Consider the following 20202-nt stretch of genomic DNA (forward strand, 5'->3'; position numbering starts at 1 on the left):
TAAACCCCAAACTCTACAAAATCAGTTGAGTTTGGGGTTTAGGCGATGTCTGCGGTCAAAGAAAACTCCTTAATCGAGAATCTTGAAGGGTTGTCGGGACTATCCGAGTTACCCCGCCGAGCAGGGCACTGCACCGCAATGTCATTAGCGTTGTTGGCCTTCATACCCGCAGCGGCCGCTCAAACGGCCGGCACGGCAGCGGACGGAGCTTCGGACGAGATCGTGGTTCAGGGTATTCGCTCCAGCCTGGCCAATGCCGTGAGCATCAAGCGGAATGCCGACACGGTGGTGGATGCCATCAGTGCCGAGGACATCGGCCGATATCCCGACGTTAACATCGCGGAATCCGTGCAGCGCATTTCAGGTGTCCAAATCAACCGTTCGCGCGGCGAAGGTCAGTCTGTCAACATCCGTGGCCTGCCGGCGGTTTTCACTCAGGTCAATCTCAACGGCCGCAGTGTAGCGAATGCGCTCGTCGGCGCTGAAGCGACGGCCAGCCGCGCTTTCGATTTTTCGATCCTCGCTCCCGAATTTGTTAGGGCGCTGGAAGTATACAAGGCGCCGACCGCCGATCTCGAGGAAGGCGGACTTTCCGGCACTGTCAATATTCGCACACCGCATGCGCTCGAAATCGGCAAACGTGTCGTGGCGGGGTCAGTCCAGGCCGAATATTCTGACACGTCAGGCAAGGCCGCGCCCCGAGCGTCATTGCTTTACGCAGATACTTTCGGCGGGGATCGCCTGGGGATCACGGCCGGGATTTCATACTCAAAGCGCCGCCCTGAAACCCACGCGTTCGCTTCAGTCTACAACTATCCGACCGAAGGAACGGGCCTGGGATCGGGCACGCAGCCGACGGATCTCAACGGCAATGGCGTAATCGAACCACAGCTCGGCGTGCGTATTCCAGGGGTGCCAAATTTTTCGCTGTCACAGGAAAGTCGCGAACGGATCGGCGCCATCGGCTCGGTGGAATATCGTGTCACGGACGATCTGAAGCTCTATGCGGACGTGCTTTACACACGGCTCAAGGTCCATTCAGAGCGTAGCGAGAACAACTGGTTCGTCGCCAACTCCCGTGGTCTCTTAAGCTCCGCGACGATAACTTCACCCTATGACGGTATTCCCACCGTCAGCGACATCGAACTCGCGCAACTCGACATCCGAGCCAATGGGCGGGTGGAAGACAGTATTGGCACGATTTCCGACATCGTTGCCGGCGGCGAGTGGGAAAAGGATCGCATCAGAGTGGAGTTCTCTGGCAGTCGATCCTCGTCGCGCCAGACAACGAGCAATATCGCGCTTGCGACCACCTTCATCGGCCAAGGCTACTTCGCCAGTGATCCCGGCGACGAGCTGCCGAGTGCAGGCTTCGTCGGCAGTAGTCTCGCGGCGTCGCAAGACCCGGCAAACTACCGTATTGCTAGTGTCAACGGGCTGTTCCGCAACGAAAGCACCGACCGCCAGTACGATGCCAAGGTCGATATCATCCGGCATTTCGGTGATCGCGGATTGATCCGCCTGGCGATAGGCGGGCGCTATTCCGACAGGAGCCGCTACCAGGGCAACCGCCGGCTTACGGTGCTGCCAGCGGGCATATCGGGGCTCTATGGCGGATTGCCTGCGGGGGTACTGCCGGGCTCGTTCAGCGCCGGACCGCTCATGCATATCGTATCTGCGGGCAGTGGCCAATTTCTTGGCAGCTATGGAGGGGCGGCGAGTTTTCCGACCCAGTTGCTCGTCTCCGATCCCGACGCCTTCATCCTTAAACAGAGCGCCGCCGATCTGATTGCCGCTGGCATCTACACCAACGATCCTACCGGGATCACCGATGTGAAAGAGGAAACGATCGCGGGCTATGCGCGCGCTGACTTCGCTTTCGGCAAGCTGACCGGCAATATCGGCGCACGCCTGGTGCGCACCAATCAGAACTCGGTCGGCGTCAGCCCAGATCTCAGCGCCATTACGATCGATTTCACCGCCGGCTCGGTAACTCGCGTGCCTCCGGCCGCTCCCGTCACGGTGCGGCGTAGCTACACGCAGCTGTTGCCAAGTCTGAACCTTCGCTACGAGGCCACTGACAAGTTGCAATTCCGGTTGGCGCTATCGCGCACGCTCGCGCGTCCCAACCTTTCCGACATCGCGCCAACGACGACCGTGAACGGACTCACCCTCACGATCACCCGCAAAAATCCGTTCCTCGATCCATTCCTGTCAGATAATGCCGACCTGACGGCGGAATGGTATTTCGGGCGAGGTTCAGTTTTCGGCGTATCCGGTTTCTACAAGGATCTCGGTTCGCTGATACGCAGCACTTCGACGAGCCAGGTCATTCCCGTGCAGGTAATCGGATCGGACGGATTGTTGTCCAGCCGCGATCTGCGTTTCACGGTCAACAGTCCGGCCAATGCCAGCGGTGTGAAGCTGAAAGGGTTCGAACTCTATTACCAGCAGGCCTTCACTTTCCTGCCGAGCCCATTGGATGGGCTCGGCGTGTCTGCCAACTACACCTTCATCGACAACTCCGATCCTCAGAAGCTGACAGCCGCGTCGCGCAACAACTTCAACGTCACAGGATACTACGAGAAAGGGCCGCTCGGCATCCGCCTGTCCTATGCGTGGCGTGGCAGTTATCTCTCCACAGCATCCGAAGGGCCCACCATGGGCGTTCGCGCGAAAGCTTTCGGGACGCTTGATGGGAGTGCCTCGGTCAAGCTTACAGATAATGTGTCGCTGGCGGTGGAGGCGGTCAACATACTGGGGGCTGCCGAGGTCGCGCAGTTCCTGACCGAACTGCCGAGCAGCTATTCCTATTCGGGGCGACGGGTACTGGCCGGCGCCCGCATATCATTCTGACGATAGAGGCGCTCCACCCGCGAAACGGAAGCACGTTGGACAGACATCCGGCTATCATCCGGGAAGCGACGTGGAGCCTCTTCGCACGCAACGGAAACCGATGTGCCCCGCCAATAGTTCGCCATCATCGCGCCGCCGGAGGATACTCCAGCCCCGCGATGGAACTGCCCGGCCCAAACGGCGCGCGCCAGTCCACGCGATACGAAAGTCCCACCAGGTCGGCATCGAGGTATCGACCGGCGCCACGCTCATTTCGAACACGGCGAATCCCGGTAGTGCCAGTTTGGGCCGCATACGCGGATCGCACGCGATCTGCGCAAATGTGACGTGACCTGTCGCTGCTACGAACGCGGCGAACGTGCCGGACCGGAGCTTCCCCTGGATAGAAACGATCTGAGGCCATGGCGAAGACGCCGTCGGGAGATGGATCATCCTTGGACCGGGTCAGTCGAGATCGATGGTGACATGCGGGACATCGCCCTCAATCGCTCCATGCGGCGTGCGGTAGTCCGTCACCGGCACCCCGAGGTCACGCCCGATATCGAACATTTCGCCCGTGCCGGACGGCATGAGCACGTTCACTGGAACCTGCGCGCGTGGGAGTTCCTGGCCGCCGGAGCTCAGCACCACTTCGGCGCCCTTGCCCGGGGCCTGCGCGGCAAAGCGCAGGCGCAGGCTGACCTTGCCCTGCGGTAGCTTCGCGCTGGCCCGGACATCAGTGATTTCTTTGGGATCGGTCGATCGCGCGAAGACGAAAACCGGATGCCCCTGATCGAGATAGAGACTCCAGCCGCCGAACCGGCTGCCCCAGGCGACGATCGCGCCGGATGCCGCAGGCCGGTCCAGCACCAAATCAGCATTGATGGTGAACGACCGCGCCGCCAAGCAGGGCGAGCCGCCCAGAGCCGGCATGCTTATGTTCTTGCCCCAATAGTCGAAATGCTTGCCCGCTGGCCCAACGGTGCCGCGAATGGCGCGTCCTGTGGCGAAACGATGATCGAGTGGGAAGACGTTGTTGCGCGTCGCCTCCTGTTTCCACAAAGCCATCATCTCGGCCATGCGTTGCGGTTCTTTGGTCGACAGGTCGGTAGATTGGGAGAAGTCCTTCGACAGATCGTAGAGCGTCCAGTCCATTTTCGGCCGTTCACCTGTGGGCGGTAGGTTTTCCCACGAAGGCCGGCCGTCTTCGCCGCTGAGGAACCAGCCGTCGTGATACAGGCCGATCTTGCCACCGATCTCGAAATACTGGGTGCGAGGCCGGTTGGCTTCGCAACTCGCCAGGCTGGGTAACAGCGTTCTTCCGTCCATCGGCTTCTGACGAGCGCCCAGGACCACTTCGGGCGCGGGCAAGCTGGCCGCGTCGAGTACCGTGGGCGCGATGTCGACCAGGTGGCCGAACTCGGCGCAGACACTTCCGGGATGCTGCACATGTCCCGGCCAGGACATGATCATGTCGTTGCGGATGCCGCCGAGCATGGAGGCGAACTGCTTTGTCCAGCGAAGCGGTGAACTCATCGCCCAGGCCCAGCCCACAGGATAGCTCTGGTAGGTCATTGGCCCGCCGAGCTTGTCGGTGTTGGCGAGCACCCACATCTCGTCCTCGTCGTGACGGCCCATGGAGCGCAGCTCATTGATCGTCCCATCGGGCCCTGCCTCGCCGCTGGCGCCATTGTCACCCTGCATGAGCGTTACGAGCGTGTTCTTGAGCTCTCCCATCCGCTGTAACTCGTCCAGAACTCGGCCGATCTGCTCATCCTGATAGACCAATTGCGCCGCCGCGACTTCCATCGTTCGCGCGGCGAAAGCCTTTTTATCCGGCGTCAGCGAATCCCAGGCGGGAATGCCTTCCGGCCGCGGCGTCAGCCGAGTACCTCGCGGAATGATCCCTTCGGCGAGCTGACGGCGGAATGTCTCTTGGCGTACAACGTCCCAGCCCTTGTCAAAACGGCCCTTGAAGCGCGCTATATATTCGGTGGGTGCTTGATGCGGCGCGTGCATCGATCCTGGAGCATAATAGACGAAGAACGGCTTGTCGGGCGCTGCGGCCTTCTGGTTGTGCACCCAGTTGATCATGTCGTCGGCAAGACGACGATCCACCATCCTGCCGTTGCCCTCGTCAGGTTCGACCATATCCGTCCCTCGATAGATGACCGGATCGAACTGGTCGGTGTCGCCGCCCATGAAGCCGTAGAAGTATTCAAAGCCGAGGCCCGTCGGCCAGTTGTCGAACGGACCAGCGGCGCTTTTTTCCGGCGAGGTCGTGTTATGGTGCTTGCCGAACATCGCGGTGCTGTAACCGTTAAGACGCAACACTTGGGCGATCGTGGCCGTCTCTCGCGAGATCGTCCCGGCATACCCAGGAAAGCCCGCCGACATCTCCGAAAGGTAACCGTTGCCCGCATTATGGTGATTGCGTCCGGTCAGGAGGGCGGCGCGGCTCGGCGAACAAATTCCGGTGGTATGGAAGCGATTGTAGCGCTGCCCCTGGGCCGCCAGACGATCGATATTTGGAGTTGGTACTGGGCCACCGAATGCACTGCTCATCGCGAAGCCCGTGTCGTCGCTCATGAACACCAGCACATTGGGTGCATTGTCGGGTGCGAGGACCGGTTCCGCCGGCGTAGGCGTGGAATCGAGCACACTCTCGCTGATCGTGCCGTTAAACGGGACAGGTGGCACCGGCAATATGGTGCGTACGGGCTCGGCATTCGCGTGCACCGCCGTCAGAGCGGACAGCGCTAGCAAGCGCTTTAATCTGAGCGGCATCTTTATCTCCCTTGTTGCAAAAAAAGGGATACCTGCCACGACTGAAAGTCGTCCAATGCATATTTTACGTCCGATCCATGCATCCAAGTTATACGACAGTGAAAACTGAACGAAATCCGAGCACGACCCAGCTTTTGGTTCGATAAGGAACCGGCACGGGCCTATAAGTACCATTGTTAGACCAGGCGACGAACGGCCAACCAGGACTTAGCTATCCCCAGCGCCGGGCCTGAACGAATGGCCGGTTTCAGGAAGCAATTCGTGCTTCGTTGGCGGCAATCGACATCAGCTACCAGAGCTTGGAATGTCCGGTATATCTGGTGGGTTCAACGGGTGGAGGCAACACAAGCTGAGTAGCGTCCGGCCATGGAGATTAGCACGATCGGCCTGGATTTGGCCAAGAACGCTTTTCAGGTTCACGGTATCAGCGCGAGCGGTGAGGTCGTAATTCGCAAGGCGCAGCGGCGATCGCAGATGCTGTCGTTCTTCGAGAAACTGCCGCCGTGCCCGATAGGCGCTGAGGCCTGCGGGACCTCGCATCACTGGGCGCGCGAACAGAAGGCGGCGCCGTCGCTGCACCGCGTGCGTAACCTTTTGATCAAGCAGCGCACACAACTGGCCAACATGATGTGCAGCGTACTCGCCGAACTGGGGGCACCATCCCAGTCGCGATACGAAAGGCGCTGCAGATCGCGCGCGAGATCGTCGAGTCCGAAAAGGGTGGAGATCAGTGGGAGAACCTCATTGTCGAGAAGCGCAGGTGCTACTGGCCCTTTCTAACCAGCAACAGAGCCGGGGCACCTGCGCTGCTATTATGCCAACTGCGTCAATCCAAATGCGCTTGCCGGGGTGCCAAGCGGCAGCTTCTTGATGCGGGCCACGAGTTCTTCCTCGTCGTCACCGATGTTGTTCGCGGTCGGTGAATCCGCAGCGGGTGCGGGGCGGGCCACATGAACGATGTCGTCGCCCAGCATCCGCAGTGACAGGCTGCGGCGAGTGGTGCCGGCTGCGGTGTAGCCGCCACCGTGCAGGCAACTGGGATGGAAGATCAGCACGTCTCCGCGCCGCATTCCGCAGGTCACGATGTCCCAGGCGTCGCGATTGCCCTCGACGTCTGGGAGGCGTGGCATTTCCTTCTCGTCATAGACTGGCAGGGTGTCGTCACTCGGGTCGAAGTACGAGCCATTGTAGAGCGTCTCGTTGTGCGAGCCGCGCACCACCTCGAGCGCGTATTCCGATGCGATGTCCTGCAGGGGAATCCAGAACACCACGAACTTGCTGCCGTCGATCGGGTGGTAGGGCGTATCCTGGTGCCAGGGCGTGCGACGCACCGGCTTGTCGATGGCGCCCTGCTTGAAGAAGAGCTGGTCGTGGAAGTACCAGACGCCGCCCGACCCGAACACGTCGCGGGCGATATCGATCACGGGCGTATCGCGGAACATCGCGGCGAAGGTCGGTTTGGTGCTCGAATCCTCGACCGACTGGATGAACGTGCCGCCGCTCTCTGCATAGAGGTGCTGGGCGAGCGCGCTGGGGTTGTCGAAGTTGCCCTGCCAGGCTGCCTCGATCAGGGCCATGTCCGCTTCCGAGAAGGCGTTCTCCACGATCAGGACACCGTCGCGGAAGAACCGCTCCGCAAATCCGTCCCGTTCGGCCAGGCTGGTCTTCACTTCCGAAACATCTGCCATCGATCGTCTCCAGGGTTCCTCTGTCGGCCTTGCAAAACGCCATGCCGGGTTACCGGGCAGGGCGCTTTGCGGCGTTCCTTCAGTCCTTCTTGTGAACCTGCGTTACCGATTCCGGCATCAGCAGCTGCGGCGCTTCGTAGAAGCGGCTGATCCGCCAAGTGCCATTCTCCTTGCGCAGGTCGAGGTCGTAATAGACGTAGACCTGCACATCGATACCGGTCTTCGAGCGCCCCATTCCATTGATGTAGGCGTAGACTTGCGCATCGTTCCCGCTCAGCTTCACGACGCGGAAGTTGGAGAGGACGTGCATGTGGTGCGACATGTCCTCGAAGACCTGGGCGTAGAAACCCCGGATCTGCTCGTGCCCCTCGAAGCGCGGCAGATGCAGACCGGTGAGGTCGAGCACGGCGTCCGAGGTGAAGTGGGTCATCATGAAGTCGAGGTCGTCGAGCTTGTCGACCGCCACGCAGTAGCCGGTGACGACCTCTTCCAGAGCATTCTTCTCGATCAGGTATTCGATGCCATCAATCATGTCGTCTCTCCGTTGTCCGGCGGGGCGCCGGGTCATTGTGCAAGCAGGATGTCGGCGGCGCGCCAGCCAACCGCCATGGCCGGCGCGTTGGTGTTGCCCGATACGAGCGCGGGCATGATCGAGCAGTCGGCCACGCGTAGCCCGACGACGCCGCGCACCCGCAACTGCGGGTCCACCACGGAACCGGCGTCGCCGCCCATGTGGCAGGTGCCGGTGCCGTGCAGGCCGCTGGTGGACAGGCGGCGGAAACTTTCCAGAATGGCGTCGTCGCTCTGGACGTGTTCTCCGGGGAGCAGCTCGGCCCCCATCACACCGGAAAGTGCGGGCTGGGCCATAAAGCGGCGCATGTAGCGCACGCTCGCGATCGCGGCCTTGCGGTCGTATTCGGTGTCGAGCCAGTTGGCGTGGATCACCGGCCTACCCTGCGGATTGGGCGAGGCGGCGTGCACGCTGCCTTCGCTGGTCAGCTGAAGAAGCTGCCCATAGACGGAGATCCCCGGCTGGCGATCGACCTTGCCCAGTGGAACCGGGTGATTGTCCTCGCTGAGCGCGAACGCATAGCCGCCAAGGTAGAGCTGCAGATCGGTTCGCCCCTGCGGATGCGCGACGTTGCAGAACGCGCCCACTTCCCACGGCCCGTTGGCCATCACGCCGCTGCGGCTGAAGACGTAGCGCAGCACTGAGCCGACCAGCCCGATACCGTGGTATCGTTGGCTGATCCCGGCCGGTTTCGTCATCCGGTAAGGCATCGCGTAGGACAAGTGCTCGCGCATCTTCTCGCCCACCGCCGGACTTTCGACGAGCGGGGCAAGGCCGGCGGCTTTCAGGCGGGCGCCGCTGCCGATGCCCGAGCGTTCGAGCAGCAGCGGGCTTTCGATCGTGCCGCAGCATACGATGACTTCGCCACGGACCTGCTCGACCCAGGGTGGTCGGCCGTCCCGCTGGAGTTCCACGCCGGTCACGCGGCCGTTCTCGATGATCACCCGCCGGGCCAGCGTGTGCAGCCTGTGCTCGAAGTTCTTGCGCTTGCGCGCCTGCGACACGAACACCCTCCCGCCGCTTTCGCGCCGGCCCCTGCGGATGTTGTGGCTGTAGTAGCCGATCCGGTCGCCGGGCGTCGCGTTGAGGTCTTCGGTTTCGGTGAGCCCCATCGCCTTGCCGGCGGCGATGATCGCGTCGGTCAGGGGATAGCGGATGTCGCCCGGCGTAATCCGCACCGGACCGCCTGCACCCCGCAGATCACTGCCGCCGAGTGCGTGGTCCTCCAGCGCCCGATACGCTTCGGTCATGGTGGCAGCGTTCCAGCCTGTGCAGCCCATGGCGGCCCAGTCGTCGTAGTCGTGCGCTTCGCCCCGGCTCCAGATCATGCCGTTGATCGCCGACGACCCGCCAAGGCCGCGTCCCCGGATCCACACTTCGGGCACCTGGCTTTCCGGGTAGCGCCGATCGGCCATCTGGTAAGCCCAGATATGTTCAGGGCTGTTGACCAGCTTGGCGATCCCCTTGGGCATGTCGACCAGCAGCGAGGCGTTCTCGCCGCCGGCCTCCACCAGAAGCACGCGGTGCGCGGGATTGCGGGACAAGCGCTCGGACAGCACCGAACCTGCCGACCCGGCACCGATGATGACATAGTCCCATTGCGCGCACACGGTCATGTCGCGCACCCCTGCTCCGCGAGACGCTTCACAGGTCGAACTTGAAGGTCACGCCGTACTCGCGCGGCGAGGTGTAGGAGACCTGGTTGAACAGGCCGGGGTTGTTCGTGACCGCTTCGACGTAGTGATTGTTGGCAAGGTTGCGCACCCAGGCTTCCAGCGTCCACCGGCCGTCATCGGGCGACCAGCCGATGGTCGCATTGACGAAATGCGTGGGCTGGATGTGGACGAGTGGTTGCCCTTGCAGCCCCTGCAGCAGCTTGGTGTCGGTGTACGTATAAAGAACGTTGGCCCGCGCCTTGCCGCTACCGACGGCGGTTTCATATGTCGCCCCCGCAGATGCCGACCACTTGGGCGAGTTCTGCAGCGGCCGCCCGCTGAGATCGACGATCGCGCCGCCCGGGTCGAGGAAATCGAACGTCTTGTACTTGGCATCGAGGTAGGCGAGCGAACCGGTGAGAGTCAGTCCATCGAAGGGCAGGGCGGTCGCTTCAAGTTCAAAGCCCTTGATCTCGGCCTTGGCCGCGTTGAAAATCGAGGTGCCGATCGTCGTGCCGTCGGGCAGGATGTAGTTCTGCGCCACCTGCATGTCGCGGTAGTTGGTGTAGAAGCCCGCGAGATTGAGGCGCAGGCGGCGGTCGAACAGGTCGGTCTTCACGCCCGCCTCGAAGGTATCGACCTTTTCCGGGTTGAACGGGCCGATGTCCGACGCCTGGCCCAGACGGCCGACGAAACCGCCCGACTTGAACCCGCGCGCCCACGAGGCGTAAACCAGCGTGTCGGGCGTGACCTTGTAGTCGATGCCCAGCTTCCAGCCGATATTGTCCCAAGACTGTTTGCCGCGGGCGCGGAAGCCGCCGAGCAGGACGTCACCGCAGCTGCCTTCGTGCGTGCAGTAAAGGCCGATGCCGTCGGGGTTGTAGTAGTTGTCCGTCCCGGCAACCATCTCGGTGGTCTCGTGGGTGTAGCGGATGCCGGCCTGCACGCGCAGCTGGTCGGTCAGGTCCACGTAAGTCTGCGCGAACAGCGAGCCCGACCAGTTGTCCTGATCCTGCGGCAGGTTCTGGCGCAGCCCCGGCGCGAAGGCTTCGAGCCGGACACTGTTGAAGTGGTCGTAGTGCGTCTTCATGTAGAAGCCGCCCGCCTGCAGCTTGATCGCGTCCGTGAGATCGGCGGCGGTGCGCAGCTCCTGGCTGAACTGCCAGCCCCGGGTGCCGCGGAAGGTGTCGATGCCCAGGCCGACGACGGCGTCGTTGTCGGTAAACTCCTCCAGATGGAAGCTCTTGTAGCCGGTGATCGCGGTGATATCGCCCAGGGGCGTGTTGCTGATGTTGGCGGTCAGCGTGGCGCGGTAATTGTCCATGTTGCTGAGGTCGGGGCCGAAGTCCCGCGCGCTGTAGTATTTGCTCGGCGCACGGCAAGGTGTCGCATCGGAAGCGCAGGGCGATGCGTACATCGGCAGGACTTGGTTGGTCGTCATCGTCCCGGCGGGGACGAAAATCGCGTAGTCCGGCCCGGTCGAGCCGTTGACGATAACCGGCGATCCGTTGCGCGCGCGGCCATATTCGCCGCTCAGCGTCACGTCGACGTCGTCGGTGGGCGTGTAGCGCAAATAGGCGCGCAGCACGGTGACGTTGCGGTGACCCATGTCGGAGCCGTCTACGATGTTGGTATAGAAACCGTCGCGCTGCGTGTGCATCGCGGAAATCTTGCCCGCGAGAATGCCGTCGATGATTGGCGCATCCACGGCGGCCTTGATGTCCATGCGGTTCCAGTTGCCGTAGGTGACCTCGCCGCGAACGCCGAATTCGCCGGTGGGCTGGCGCGTCATCACGTTGACGACGCCGCCCGTGGTATTGGCCCCGAACAGAGTGCCCTGCGGGCCGCGCAGCACTTCGATCCGATCAACGTCGAACAGATCGAGCAGCGCGCCCATCGAGAAGTATTGCGGAACGCCGTCCTGTACGATCGATACGGTGTTGCCGGCGAACGGATCGGGCTCGACGACACCGATGCCGCGGATGGTGAAGACCGCGCTGTTGGGCGTGTTGGTGAAGTTGTTGATCTGGAGGTTGGGGATGGTCCCCTGCAGGCCCTTTAGATCGACCGCCTTGAGGTTCTCGATCGCCTCGCCGGTGACGGCGGTGACCGCAATCGGGACCGACTGGATATTCTCGGACCGCTTCTGCGCGGTCACGACGATTTCCTGAAGCCCTTCATGGGGCGTGGTGTCGGCGGAACTATCCTGTGCGCGAACCGGCGCAGCGGTGAGCAGACCGGTGGTGACCAGGCAGGCGGCAATCGCGCACGCGGCCGTGCGGGTATACAAGAAACTGACCATTTTCTCCCCTCTCCCAAAGCGCGCTCCCGATTTTCGGGTGATTTTGCCGCGCCTCAATTCTCCACGTTTGCCTGCCGATACCCGGCAGACATCTTTATGTCGTTTTGTTGTACAACGAATTTGCATAAAGAATCGGCGGCCGCACCTCGCACTTTGGCGAGGCGGCGCACGCCGGTAAGGACGCCGCAGCGGCGCTCAGACGGGAGAGTGGTGAAGCGCCCTCAGTGGAGAGGGAAAACGCTCTGGAGCAGGTCGCGCAGGGTCTGCTTCTGGCGCTCGGGCGGCCAACCGGCCCGATCCTGCGACACGAGCGAAGCTATCCCGTTGACGAGAATCTGGATGCGGGTCGCGGCCAGAACGCAGTCGACGGCCTCGGGAAATTGCCCCGCGTCCTGGGCGCTCTTGATAAGGCGCAGGAACAAATGGTGCGCGTTGCTGGTGCCTTCGCGCCATTCGCGTGTCACATCGGGTTCGGCCGGTGCCATGCCCCAGAAGGCGAACCAGGTGTGCCAGTTGCGCCAGCGCTCCTCGGTGGTCGGCAGCAGCTCTTCCAGCGTCTCAAGCAGGGGGCGGTTGGTGCGGACAGCCTCGTCGATCAGCCCCTCGGCCATCCGGCGCGCGACCTGATGGGTGAAGACCAGCATTTCCAGCTTGCTGCTGAAATAGTGCGAAACGACCGTTGTGCTGTATCCAACGCGGGAGGCGACTTCGCGGATCGTGACGGCCTGCACCCCCTGTTCGTAGACCAACTGGTCCACGACCTGGGCGATCTGCAGTCGGCGCTCGTCATGGTCGACTACGCGCGGCATGCCGCCTCAGCCCGATTTTCGGTGAAAGTGCATGACCCCGCGCATAGACCAGCGCGGGGCCTCGCGGCAATCGGGGACATCGAGATTGTCAGCATGATTTTCGGTCGGAGACCGAAAGGACATGTGGTGTAACGTTAACCGCTGCCTTGGCCGCGCCGTCTGGTGACCGCGAGGACAAGCCATTGAACAAGGGCCGCCATGCCTGCCCGGATTAGCACATCCGTCAAGGATTTGAGCCTGCCGCAGCGCGAATACGATCGACTTCCGCATGAACTTCGACTTCTTCATGCAAAATCTCCAGCTTCCCCTAGCTTCGATTTTGCGAGATTCCTCTCGGCCCCACCGGTGGTGTTGCCCGGGGCAGGATCAGTTTGGGTAGGCCCGAGTCAGGCTGCTCAGGCGGTCGCGGATGTCTTGGGGCACGCGGAATTCGTCGCGGTGGTAGTCATTGCGCCCGGCGACCGATTCCTCGACCAGATCGTCGTGAAGGCTGCCCATCAGCCCATTGATCGCGCTGAGGAAGCGAGACATGCGGAATATTCTCTCGTCGGGTTCCAGCGTGCGCATGGTGTCGTAGAACGAGACCTGACGGCTGATGATCTTGCGCATGGCGTGGAAGCGGTGCGCGGTCAGCTTGGCCTCGCCCAGCCCCTCGCCCAGCCCCTCGCCCAGCCATAGCCTGAGGCGGCCGACTTCGGCGCGGCGGAAGCGCAGGAACCCGTCGGCGCCGTCCAGCCGCACACCCGCGACTTCGCGCTGTACGGCGATCCACACGGAGCGCATCAGCAGCATCCGCAGCAGCAGCGCATAGCCCAGCACCGCCGTTCGGCGCCCGTTGCGGTAGGAGTCTTGCAGGTGTCCCATCACCGCCACCGTCGCGCGGAACAGCAGCGGGGCGCGGTGGTTCCTGCCGTAGAGGACGAGGGCGAAGCGCAAGTGCTTGTAGCGTGCGCGGATCAGCTTGTAGCGCCGCCGCGCGTCGGACGGCAGATCGCCGGTCAGCAGCAGCGTGGCGGTCAGCGCGCGCAAGTCCGCCCGGTTCGCGCCTTCGCGCCAGAATTGTACGCACAAGTCCAGGCAGCGGCGCATGTCAGCCTCTCCGCAAGCGACGGGGATCGGGTCGGGCAGGCTGACCACGGGGTCGACGACGTCGTCCATCTCTACGGCCTCGAACAGGGCGTCGAGAATTTCGGGGGGGTACGGGGCAAGGGTGCTCATGCCGCCGCCTCCGCTTGCCCGCCGTGCGGCAGAGCGTGACGGCCGCGATAGGCCGACAGCGTCGGCACCAGCATGAACGCGGTCTTGAGGCACACCCCGGCAACGTAGGCCAGACCCGCGCCCCACAGTCCGAACAGGTGGATCAGCACGACCAGCAGCACCGCATAGCCCAACGCCGCCGTACCTTCCGCCACCAACGCGGAGCGTTCGCGCCCGGCCATGTAAAGCAGCGATTCCAGTGGGAAAGCCGCCATCGCCACGACCAGCGACGCGGTCATGAGCTGGAGCAGGTCGTAAGCCTCGACATAGCGCTTGCCGAACACGAGGTCGATCACCGGTTCGCCGCCGATCGACACGATCAGCAGGACCACCACGGCGATCGCGCCGGAAATCAGCGCGCTGCGCACGGCCAGCTGCCACGGGTGGCGGCTACTGGGGTCAAGCCGCATGATCTCGGGATAGAAGCTGCGCGAGAGGAGTTCGGCGGGCTTGCTGGCGGAATCGAAGAACGTCGCGGCGATCTTGAACAGGCCTGCGGCGGCGGGGGTGAGCAGGGCGCCGACGACGAGGTTGCTGACCGGCCCCCATGCCGCCCAGATCGAGTGCGCGACATTGGTGGTCCACACGAAGCCCCAGGCGCCGGACAGGCGCCGTGCCGGGCCGAACAGGCCGGGCCGCAGTGCGTCGGTCATCCGGCGACGGCGCAGTTCGCGGATGGAGAGTGCCCACAGGCACAAGTCGCCGGACAAGTCGGCGATGTACCAGGTCAGCACGAAACCGGTGAAGCCGAAGCCGCACAGGTAGGACAAAGCGGCACCGAACGCGCGCACAAGCGGGGTCACCAACTGTTGCAGCGCGATCTGGTCGAACCTGTCGAACACCCTGAGAATGCCGGTGGGGGTCGCCGCCGTCATCGTCGGGATCAGCGTGCAGTAGAGCATCGCCATGTTCAGGTTCTCGGCGCCGATGCCGAACCATCCGGCGGCATGGGGCAGCAGCAACAGGCCCCCCGCAAGGCCGATCAGTCCGCTGGCGAGATCGAGGCCGACCGCAAATCCGGTGACGTCGCGCAAGGTTGCGGTATCGCCGCGCTCGAGCGCGGGCGCACCATAGCGCACGATGAACTGCCAGGTCTGGAACTTGACCACCGCGCCCACGCCATTGGCGTAGGAGTGGATGAGCACGAGCGTGCCGAACAGCGCGGGCGTCATGCCGCGCCCTGCGCAGGCGAGCGCGATCAGGCCGAGCAGCGCGCCGCCGATCTTGCCCGAAGCGAGGTAGGACGCATTGCGAACGATGGTGCGGAACACCCCGTCCGAGAACCAGCGTTTCATGGGTAGGCTTGCCATTGTTCTATGCTGCGGCTCCGACGAAAGGGAGGCCGCCTTCGTGTGCGATCAGCAGCGCGTTCACCGCCACCTTGGCGCGGGAGATCACCTGTTCCAGCGGCGCTTCGGCGTCCAGTTCGACGACCGGCGCGGTGCCGAAGCGCAGGCGCGGCACGTCGGCGATCTTGCGCGCCAGCGAGGTGAAGCGGTGGTCCGGCTTGCGCGTGGCGGCGACGTCGAGCGAGACGTTGAGCCGGAGCACGAGGTCGGGCGATTGCTGCGTCATCGTCTCGAACATGCGCCGCTCCGATGCCGCCAGCATGCCGACGAGGCCGCCGGGGCGCGCTGCGGCAAGGCCGGGGCCGTCCATTGGGCCGGGGATCTCCAGCTGCGGAAAGCGGTCGGCGATGATCGTGCGGCCTTCGCCGCGCAGCCGCATCATCCGGTGGAAGCGGAGCAGGCGGCGCAGCGAGAAGGCGTAGATCACCAGTGCCGCGCCAAGCCCCGGGCCTTTTTCGCCCTGCGCCTTGCGCGCCTTCGCGTGGATCGACTTGTCGAGCCTGCCGCCCAGCAGCGGTAGCCGCGCGATCACGCGGCCGATGTTGCCGGACTGCTTGCCTAGGTGGCAAGTCACGGTGGGTTGTCGCTGCCCCAGCCATGCCTGCAGTTCCTGCGTCAGCGTGGACTTGCCCGAGCCGTCGCAGCCGATCACGGCGATCAGCGGAGGAACCCGGGTCATGCCGCCGGTGCCTCGACCTGGATCAGCGCGAGCACGGTGGCGAGCACTTCGGGATAAGGCCGCGTCGCGTCCACGTCGACGATATGCGCGCCGCCGAACTTGAGCGTCGGCATCACCGCCAGTTTTCGTTCCAGCGGCGCGCGGGTGTGGTCCGACTTGCGGCCCAGCGCCGTCTCGACATCGATGTTGAGGCGGATCACCAGCGTCGGGCGATAGGCCGCCATGTCCTCGTAGAGCTGCCGTTCGCGTGCGGCGAGGCGCTCGACCAAAGCCGATCCCCGGCGCGTCCACGCCAGGCCCGGACCGTCGAACCCGCCCGCCAGTTCGGCCTGCGGATAGCGGTCGGTCACCACCCGGATGCCGCGCCGCCGGAAGGCGAGCACTCTTTCGAACCGCCGCCTGCGCGCCAGCGAGAAACCGAACATCGCCAGCGCCGTCGCCAGTCCCGGCAGGCGCTTGTCCGGCGCGGCGTGGGCCTTGTCGGCCTTGCCGGTCAGGAACCTCTCGGCCAGTGCGCCGACGAGCGGGATGCGCCCGATCCGGCGGCCGAGGTCGCCGGTGCCGAGCCCGAGGTACATCGAGCGCGTCGGCCCTTCGCGGCCGAGCAGCGCGGTCAGGTCGCGGGCGAGGGTGGACTTGCCCGACCCGTCGCATCCGATCAGCGCCACGCACGGCGCCAGCGCGCCCCGTCGCTGCGCCGCGCCCCGCCCGAGCGTCGCATCGAAAGGAGAGAAAATGGTAATTCGGTCAGGTGAGGTATGGATCGTCATAGTTCTGTAGCCATGTTGCGCTAAGTCTGGGGCACCCTCGTGGTCCGGTGCCTGCAACGCGGCCCGGGATCGGGCCTCTAGTCTCCCAACCTGATGCGAAGCTGATGCGCGCGGCGCGTTGTAATTCGGCTTGCGTGCGATTTGACGAGCCCCGATTCCCGGCGTAGTCCGGAACCGAATTCGGGCGGTTTCTACGCCTTTCCCTCCTCCCTGCCGGAGCTTTCGCGTTGCCCCGCCTGCTGCTTGCGGAAGATGATGCCGACCTTGGCCCGGCAATCCGGCGGGCGCTGGAGCTGGAAGGCTACGTGGTCGATCTCTTCACGCGCGGGGATGATGTGTTCGCTGCCGCGCGCAGCAACGATTACGACGTGATCCTGCTCGACATCGGCCTGCCGCACGGCTCGGGGCTGGAGGTGCTGCGCGATCTGCGCGACGCGCACGACGCGACGCCGGTGATCATCGTCACCGCGTTCGACCGCACCCAGCAGCGCGTCGCCGGGCTGGACGCGGGCGCGGATGACTACGTGGTCAAGCCGGTGGACCTTGAGGAACTGGCCGCGCGGATCCGCTCGCAGCTGCGCCGCCGCGACGGGCGGCAGAACGACAGCATCGAGGTCGGCCGTGTTACGCTGGACTTCACTGGCCATGTCGCCGCGCTGGACGGACAGGACGTGCCGCTGACCGCCAAGGAGTTCCGCGTGCTCGCGCTGCTGATGCGCCGCAGCCGCCGCTTCGTGTCGAAGGCCGATCTCGAGGCCGAGTTGTACGATCAGGACAACTGGGCCGAATCGAACACCGTCGAAGTCGCGGTTTCCGCCCTGCGCCGCAAGTTCGGGAAGGACTTCATCCGCACCGCGCGCGGCCTCGGCTACATGGTGGGCGGGCAGGACGCATGAAGAGGCGGCGCTCCTCGCTCTCGATGAAGCTGTACCGGCGGGTGCTGCTGCTGCTGGCGCTGACCGGGCTGGCGATCGGCGGGGTGCTCTACTCGGTCGCCCTGCGCGAAGTGGAGCGGGCTTCGGACGCCCAGCTGGTGAACGCCTCGCGCCTGCTCTACATGATGATGCAGGACGATCTGGCTGCGGGCGTTCTGGTGCGGCACGACCGGCTGGTTGGCGTCGACGGCGATCCGCTGCTCTCCACGCAGGAGACGCAGGCGTTCCAGGCATCCTACGATTCGTGCATGTTCACCGTCTTCTGGGAAGGCCGGCCGGTCGCGCAGTCGGGTTGGGGAGCGCCGGTCTCGGCGGTGCCGCGTCGGCCCGGCCTGCACGATTTCCAGGCGCTGGGCGGTGCCTGGCGCAGCTACGGCATGCGCGGCCGCGATCCGCGCCTGCTGATCGTCGTAGCCGAGCGCGGGGCGATGCGCGAATTCTCGATCGCGCGGCTGAGCGGCGAACTGGCGCTGCCGATGCTGGGGCTGCTGCTGGCGGCGATGCTGGTGCTGTGGTGGACGCTGCGCAAGAGTCTGTCGCAGGTCGAGCGGCTGGCCTCGACGCTGGGCGCACGCTCGCTGTCGGACCTGCAGCCGCTGGAGCCCGAGGAATGGCCGCGCGATGTGGAGCCGCTGATCGAGGCGCTCAACAAGCTGTTCGCCCGGCTGGAGAACGCCTATGAACTGGAGCAGGCCTTCACCGACGACGTGGCGCACGAACTGCGCACGCCGCTGGCCGCGATCCGTGCACAGGCGCAAGTCCTGCGCCGCCTTGCGCCCGCCGCGCTGGGCGAGGACGTGGTGCGTCTGCTGGCGATGGTCGATCGCACCAACCACCTGGTCGACGGGATGCTGACGCTGGCGCGGCTCAATGCCACCTCGGTGGCGGCGCGATCGGTGGACGTTCATGCGCTGGTGGCCGAAGTCGTCGCCGATGCGCTGATCGAACTGCCTGCCGACGCGATCGAGGCGAGCGTGATCCCCGACCATATCGTGCGCTGGCGCTGCGATGCTTCGCTGCTGCAGATCGCGTTGTCGGCGGTGATCGGCAATGCGCTGCGGCACGCGCGCGGCGGGGGCCATCTCGACATCGCCATCGTGCGCGGCGGAGACCGGCTCATCGTCACCATTGGGGATCGCGGTCCGGGCGTGCCCGCCGCCGAGCGTGAGCGGCTGCTGCTGCGTTTCGAGCACGGCGGTTCGGCAAGTTCGGGCAGCGGCCTCGGCCTTTCGATCGCGAGCAAGGCGATGACGCTGCTCGGCGGCACGATCCGGCTGGAGGACCGCCCGGACGGGCCGGGCCTGCTGGTGGTGCTGACCCTGCCATCCACCCAAGGCTGACTTTTCCTCACGCTCACCGGAGCCTCATTGACGATGACCACAAGGCATGTGCTGGCGGCGCTCTGCCTCATTCTCTTCAGCGGTTGCGGCACGGCGCCGCCGCTGCGCCACATGACAGCCGCGCAGGCCCCCGCCCCGCGCGTGGAGCTGGCGGCCGACGGGGTGACCCGTACCACCACGCTCTCGGTGCTGACCTACAATGTCGAGGGGCTGGGCTGGCCCGCGCGTTCGGGGCGTGAGGGCGACCTGCGGCGCATTGGCGAGCACCTTGCCGCCTTGCGCGCGGCGGGGAAGGCGCCGGACGTGGTGATGTTCCAGGAGGTGTTCAGCGGCGCCGCCAAGAAGGCGATCCTCGCGACCGGCTATCCCGCCATCGTCCACGGACCCACGCGCCTCGCCCCGCATGCCACGATGTTCCGCGACAAGCTGCCGGGCCGCGCGGACTGGCGGCGCGGGGAGATCGGCATGCGGATGACGGGGAGCGGACTGGTGGTGGCATCGTCCTATCCGGTGCTGCTCACGCGGCACCAGGCCTATGGGCGGCGGTCCTGCGCAGGGATCGACTGTCTTGCCAACAAGGGCGTGATGCAGGCGCGCATCGCGGTGCCCGGCGTGCCGGTGCCGGTGGACCTGTTCGATACCCACATGAATTCGCGCGGAGCCTCGCGCGCGCCGCTGTTCCGCAATCTGGAGGCGCACGCCCGGCAGGCGAACGAGGCGTCGCACTTCATCGAGCAGAACCACGACGATCGCTTCCCGATCGTCTTCGGCGGCGATTTCAACATGCGCCATTCGCAGGGGCGGTGGGAGAACTTCACCCGCTACCAGCCGATGGAACTGGTGCACCGGGCCTGCATGGAGCCGAACTCGGGCTGCGACGTGCGCATGTCCTGGGATGGCGACGAGCCGTGGGTGGACACGCAGGACCTGCAGTTCTTCGAGAGCGGGCAGGGCGTGGGCATCACCCCGATCCGGGTCGAGGCCCTGTTCGACGGTGGCCCCAACGGCCCGGTGTTGTCGGACCACGACGGCTTTCTGGTGACCTATCGCCTGAGTTGGCGCGATCCTTCGTGAGGATCAGCGCAGCCGCGTCGGGACGCAGCGTCACGCTGCAACTGCGGGGAGCCCCGCAGATCATGCCGTCATGGATCGGTTCGGGCAGTAGCGGCTGCTATCCAGCATAGTAGCGTCAGTTCACTCTGAGTGACATAAGAACTGCCAGCCG

At 64.5% G+C, this 20202-nt stretch carries 14 protein-coding genes and 1 pseudogene; 5 read left to right on the forward strand and 10 right to left on the reverse strand.

What is annotated here, in order from left to right; all coding sequences use genetic code 11:
- Window positions 1–45 precede the first annotated feature (45 nt).
- A complete protein-coding gene (locus BES08_RS24260; RefSeq protein ID WP_081799046.1) occupies window positions 46–2856 on the forward strand; it encodes a TonB-dependent receptor in 2811 nt (936 codons plus the stop codon).
- A gap of 444 nt (window positions 2857–3300) precedes the next feature.
- Here BES08_RS24260 and BES08_RS24265 read toward each other — a convergent pair whose 3' ends face one another.
- Window positions 3301–5622, reverse strand: a complete 2322-nt coding sequence (locus BES08_RS24265; RefSeq protein ID WP_069709543.1) for an arylsulfatase — start codon at window positions 5620–5622, stop codon at window positions 3301–3303.
- Between the two features lie 366 nt (window positions 5623–5988).
- On the opposite strand from BES08_RS24265, the pseudogene BES08_RS34870 reads away from it, so the two are divergent.
- Window positions 5989–6338: pseudogene (locus BES08_RS34870) on the forward strand (IS110 family transposase); the annotation flags it as partial.
- Window positions 6339–6434: 96 nt separating this feature from the next.
- On the opposite strand, the gene BES08_RS24270 reads toward BES08_RS34870, so the two are convergent.
- The 9 genes from BES08_RS24270 to BES08_RS24310 form a co-directional block, all read right to left on the reverse strand.
- Complete coding sequence (locus BES08_RS24270; RefSeq protein ID WP_051586897.1) at window positions 6435–7310, reverse strand: phytanoyl-CoA dioxygenase family protein; 876 nt, start codon at window positions 7308–7310, stop codon at window positions 6435–6437.
- Between the two features lie 79 nt (window positions 7311–7389).
- Window positions 7390–7842, reverse strand: a complete 453-nt coding sequence (locus BES08_RS24275) for a nuclear transport factor 2 family protein (RefSeq protein ID WP_036526635.1) — start codon at window positions 7840–7842, stop codon at window positions 7390–7392.
- Window positions 7843–7874: 32 nt separating this feature from the next.
- Window positions 7875–9497, reverse strand: a complete 1623-nt coding sequence (locus BES08_RS24280; RefSeq protein WP_036526713.1) for a GMC family oxidoreductase — start codon at window positions 9495–9497, stop codon at window positions 7875–7877.
- Window positions 9498–9525: 28 nt separating this feature from the next.
- On the reverse strand, window positions 9526–11838 hold the full coding sequence (locus tag BES08_RS24285; RefSeq protein ID WP_036526634.1) for a TonB-dependent receptor: 2313 nt from the start codon (window positions 11836–11838) through the stop codon (window positions 9526–9528).
- 221 nt (window positions 11839–12059) lie between these two features.
- Window positions 12060–12647, reverse strand: a complete 588-nt coding sequence (locus BES08_RS24290; RefSeq protein WP_051586896.1) for a TetR/AcrR family transcriptional regulator — start codon at window positions 12645–12647, stop codon at window positions 12060–12062.
- Window positions 12648–13013: 366 nt separating this feature from the next.
- Window positions 13014–13865, reverse strand: coding sequence for a hypothetical protein (locus BES08_RS24295; protein ID WP_036526632.1), 852 nt, complete (start codon window positions 13863–13865; stop codon window positions 13014–13016).
- Complete coding sequence (locus BES08_RS24300; RefSeq protein ID WP_036526631.1) at window positions 13862–15199, reverse strand: lipopolysaccharide biosynthesis protein; 1338 nt, start codon at window positions 15197–15199, stop codon at window positions 13862–13864. The genes BES08_RS24295 and BES08_RS24300 overlap by 4 nt, the downstream gene beginning before the upstream one ends.
- A gap of 19 nt (window positions 15200–15218) precedes the next feature.
- The gene (locus tag BES08_RS24305) at window positions 15219–15932 is read right to left on the reverse strand and encodes a nucleoside/nucleotide kinase family protein (RefSeq protein WP_036526629.1); all 714 of its coding nucleotides are present in this window, start codon (window positions 15930–15932) and stop codon (window positions 15219–15221) included.
- The gene (locus BES08_RS24310; protein ID WP_231958354.1) at window positions 15929–16702 is read right to left on the reverse strand and encodes a nucleoside/nucleotide kinase family protein; all 774 of its coding nucleotides are present in this window, start codon (window positions 16700–16702) and stop codon (window positions 15929–15931) included. The genes BES08_RS24305 and BES08_RS24310 overlap by 4 nt, the downstream gene beginning before the upstream one ends.
- A gap of 227 nt (window positions 16703–16929) precedes the next feature.
- Here BES08_RS24310 and BES08_RS24315 point away from each other — a divergent pair, with 227 nt between their 5' ends.
- The 3 genes from BES08_RS24315 to BES08_RS24325 are packed head-to-tail and all read left to right on the forward strand — an operon-like array spanning window position 16930 to window position 20051.
- Window positions 16930–17598 (forward strand): response regulator transcription factor, encoded by a 669-nt coding sequence (locus BES08_RS24315; RefSeq protein WP_008829971.1) that lies wholly within the window; start codon window positions 16930–16932, stop codon window positions 17596–17598.
- The gene (locus tag BES08_RS24320) at window positions 17595–18977 is read left to right on the forward strand and encodes a sensor histidine kinase (protein WP_036526628.1); all 1383 of its coding nucleotides are present in this window, start codon (window positions 17595–17597) and stop codon (window positions 18975–18977) included. Before BES08_RS24315 ends, BES08_RS24320 begins: the two co-directional genes overlap by 4 nt.
- A gap of 33 nt (window positions 18978–19010) precedes the next feature.
- Window positions 19011–20051 (forward strand): endonuclease/exonuclease/phosphatase family protein, encoded by a 1041-nt coding sequence (locus tag BES08_RS24325; protein ID WP_036526626.1) that lies wholly within the window; start codon window positions 19011–19013, stop codon window positions 20049–20051.
- Window positions 20052–20202: the final 151 nt, after the last annotated feature.

Source organism: Novosphingobium resinovorum, from assembly GCF_001742225.1.
In the GTDB taxonomy this organism is placed as follows: domain Bacteria; phylum Pseudomonadota; class Alphaproteobacteria; order Sphingomonadales; family Sphingomonadaceae; genus Novosphingobium; species Novosphingobium resinovorum_A.

Coding starts and splice junctions, on each gene's coding strand:
- BES08_RS24290 (WP_051586896.1), bottom strand. CDS start 12,647: ATGCCGCGCGTAGTCGACCATGACGAGCGCCGACTGCAGATCGCCCAG.
- BES08_RS24260 (WP_081799046.1), top strand. CDS start 46: ATGTCTGCGGTCAAAGAAAACTCCTTAATCGAGAATCTTGAAGGGTTG.
- BES08_RS24320 (WP_036526628.1), top strand. CDS start 17,595: ATGAAGAGGCGGCGCTCCTCGCTCTCGATGAAGCTGTACCGGCGGGTG.
- BES08_RS24280 (WP_036526713.1), bottom strand. CDS start 9,497: ATGACCGTGTGCGCGCAATGGGACTATGTCATCATCGGTGCCGGGTCG.
- BES08_RS24285 (WP_036526634.1), bottom strand. CDS start 11,838: ATGGTCAGTTTCTTGTATACCCGCACGGCCGCGTGCGCGATTGCCGCC.
- BES08_RS24295 (WP_036526632.1), bottom strand. CDS start 13,865: ATGAGCACCCTTGCCCCGTACCCCCCCGAAATTCTCGACGCCCTGTTC.
- BES08_RS24305 (WP_036526629.1), bottom strand. CDS start 15,932: ATGACCCGGGTTCCTCCGCTGATCGCCGTGATCGGCTGCGACGGCTCG.
- BES08_RS24325 (WP_036526626.1), top strand. CDS start 19,011: ATGACCACAAGGCATGTGCTGGCGGCGCTCTGCCTCATTCTCTTCAGC.
- BES08_RS24300 (WP_036526631.1), bottom strand. CDS start 15,199: ATGAAACGCTGGTTCTCGGACGGGGTGTTCCGCACCATCGTTCGCAAT.
- BES08_RS24275 (WP_036526635.1), bottom strand. CDS start 7,842: ATGATTGATGGCATCGAATACCTGATCGAGAAGAATGCTCTGGAAGAG.
- BES08_RS24270 (WP_051586897.1), bottom strand. CDS start 7,310: ATGGCAGATGTTTCGGAAGTGAAGACCAGCCTGGCCGAACGGGACGGA.
- BES08_RS24310 (WP_231958354.1), bottom strand. CDS start 16,702: ATGACGATCCATACCTCACCTGACCGAATTACCATTTTCTCTCCTTTC.
- BES08_RS24265 (WP_069709543.1), bottom strand. CDS start 5,622: ATGCCGCTCAGATTAAAGCGCTTGCTAGCGCTGTCCGCTCTGACGGCG.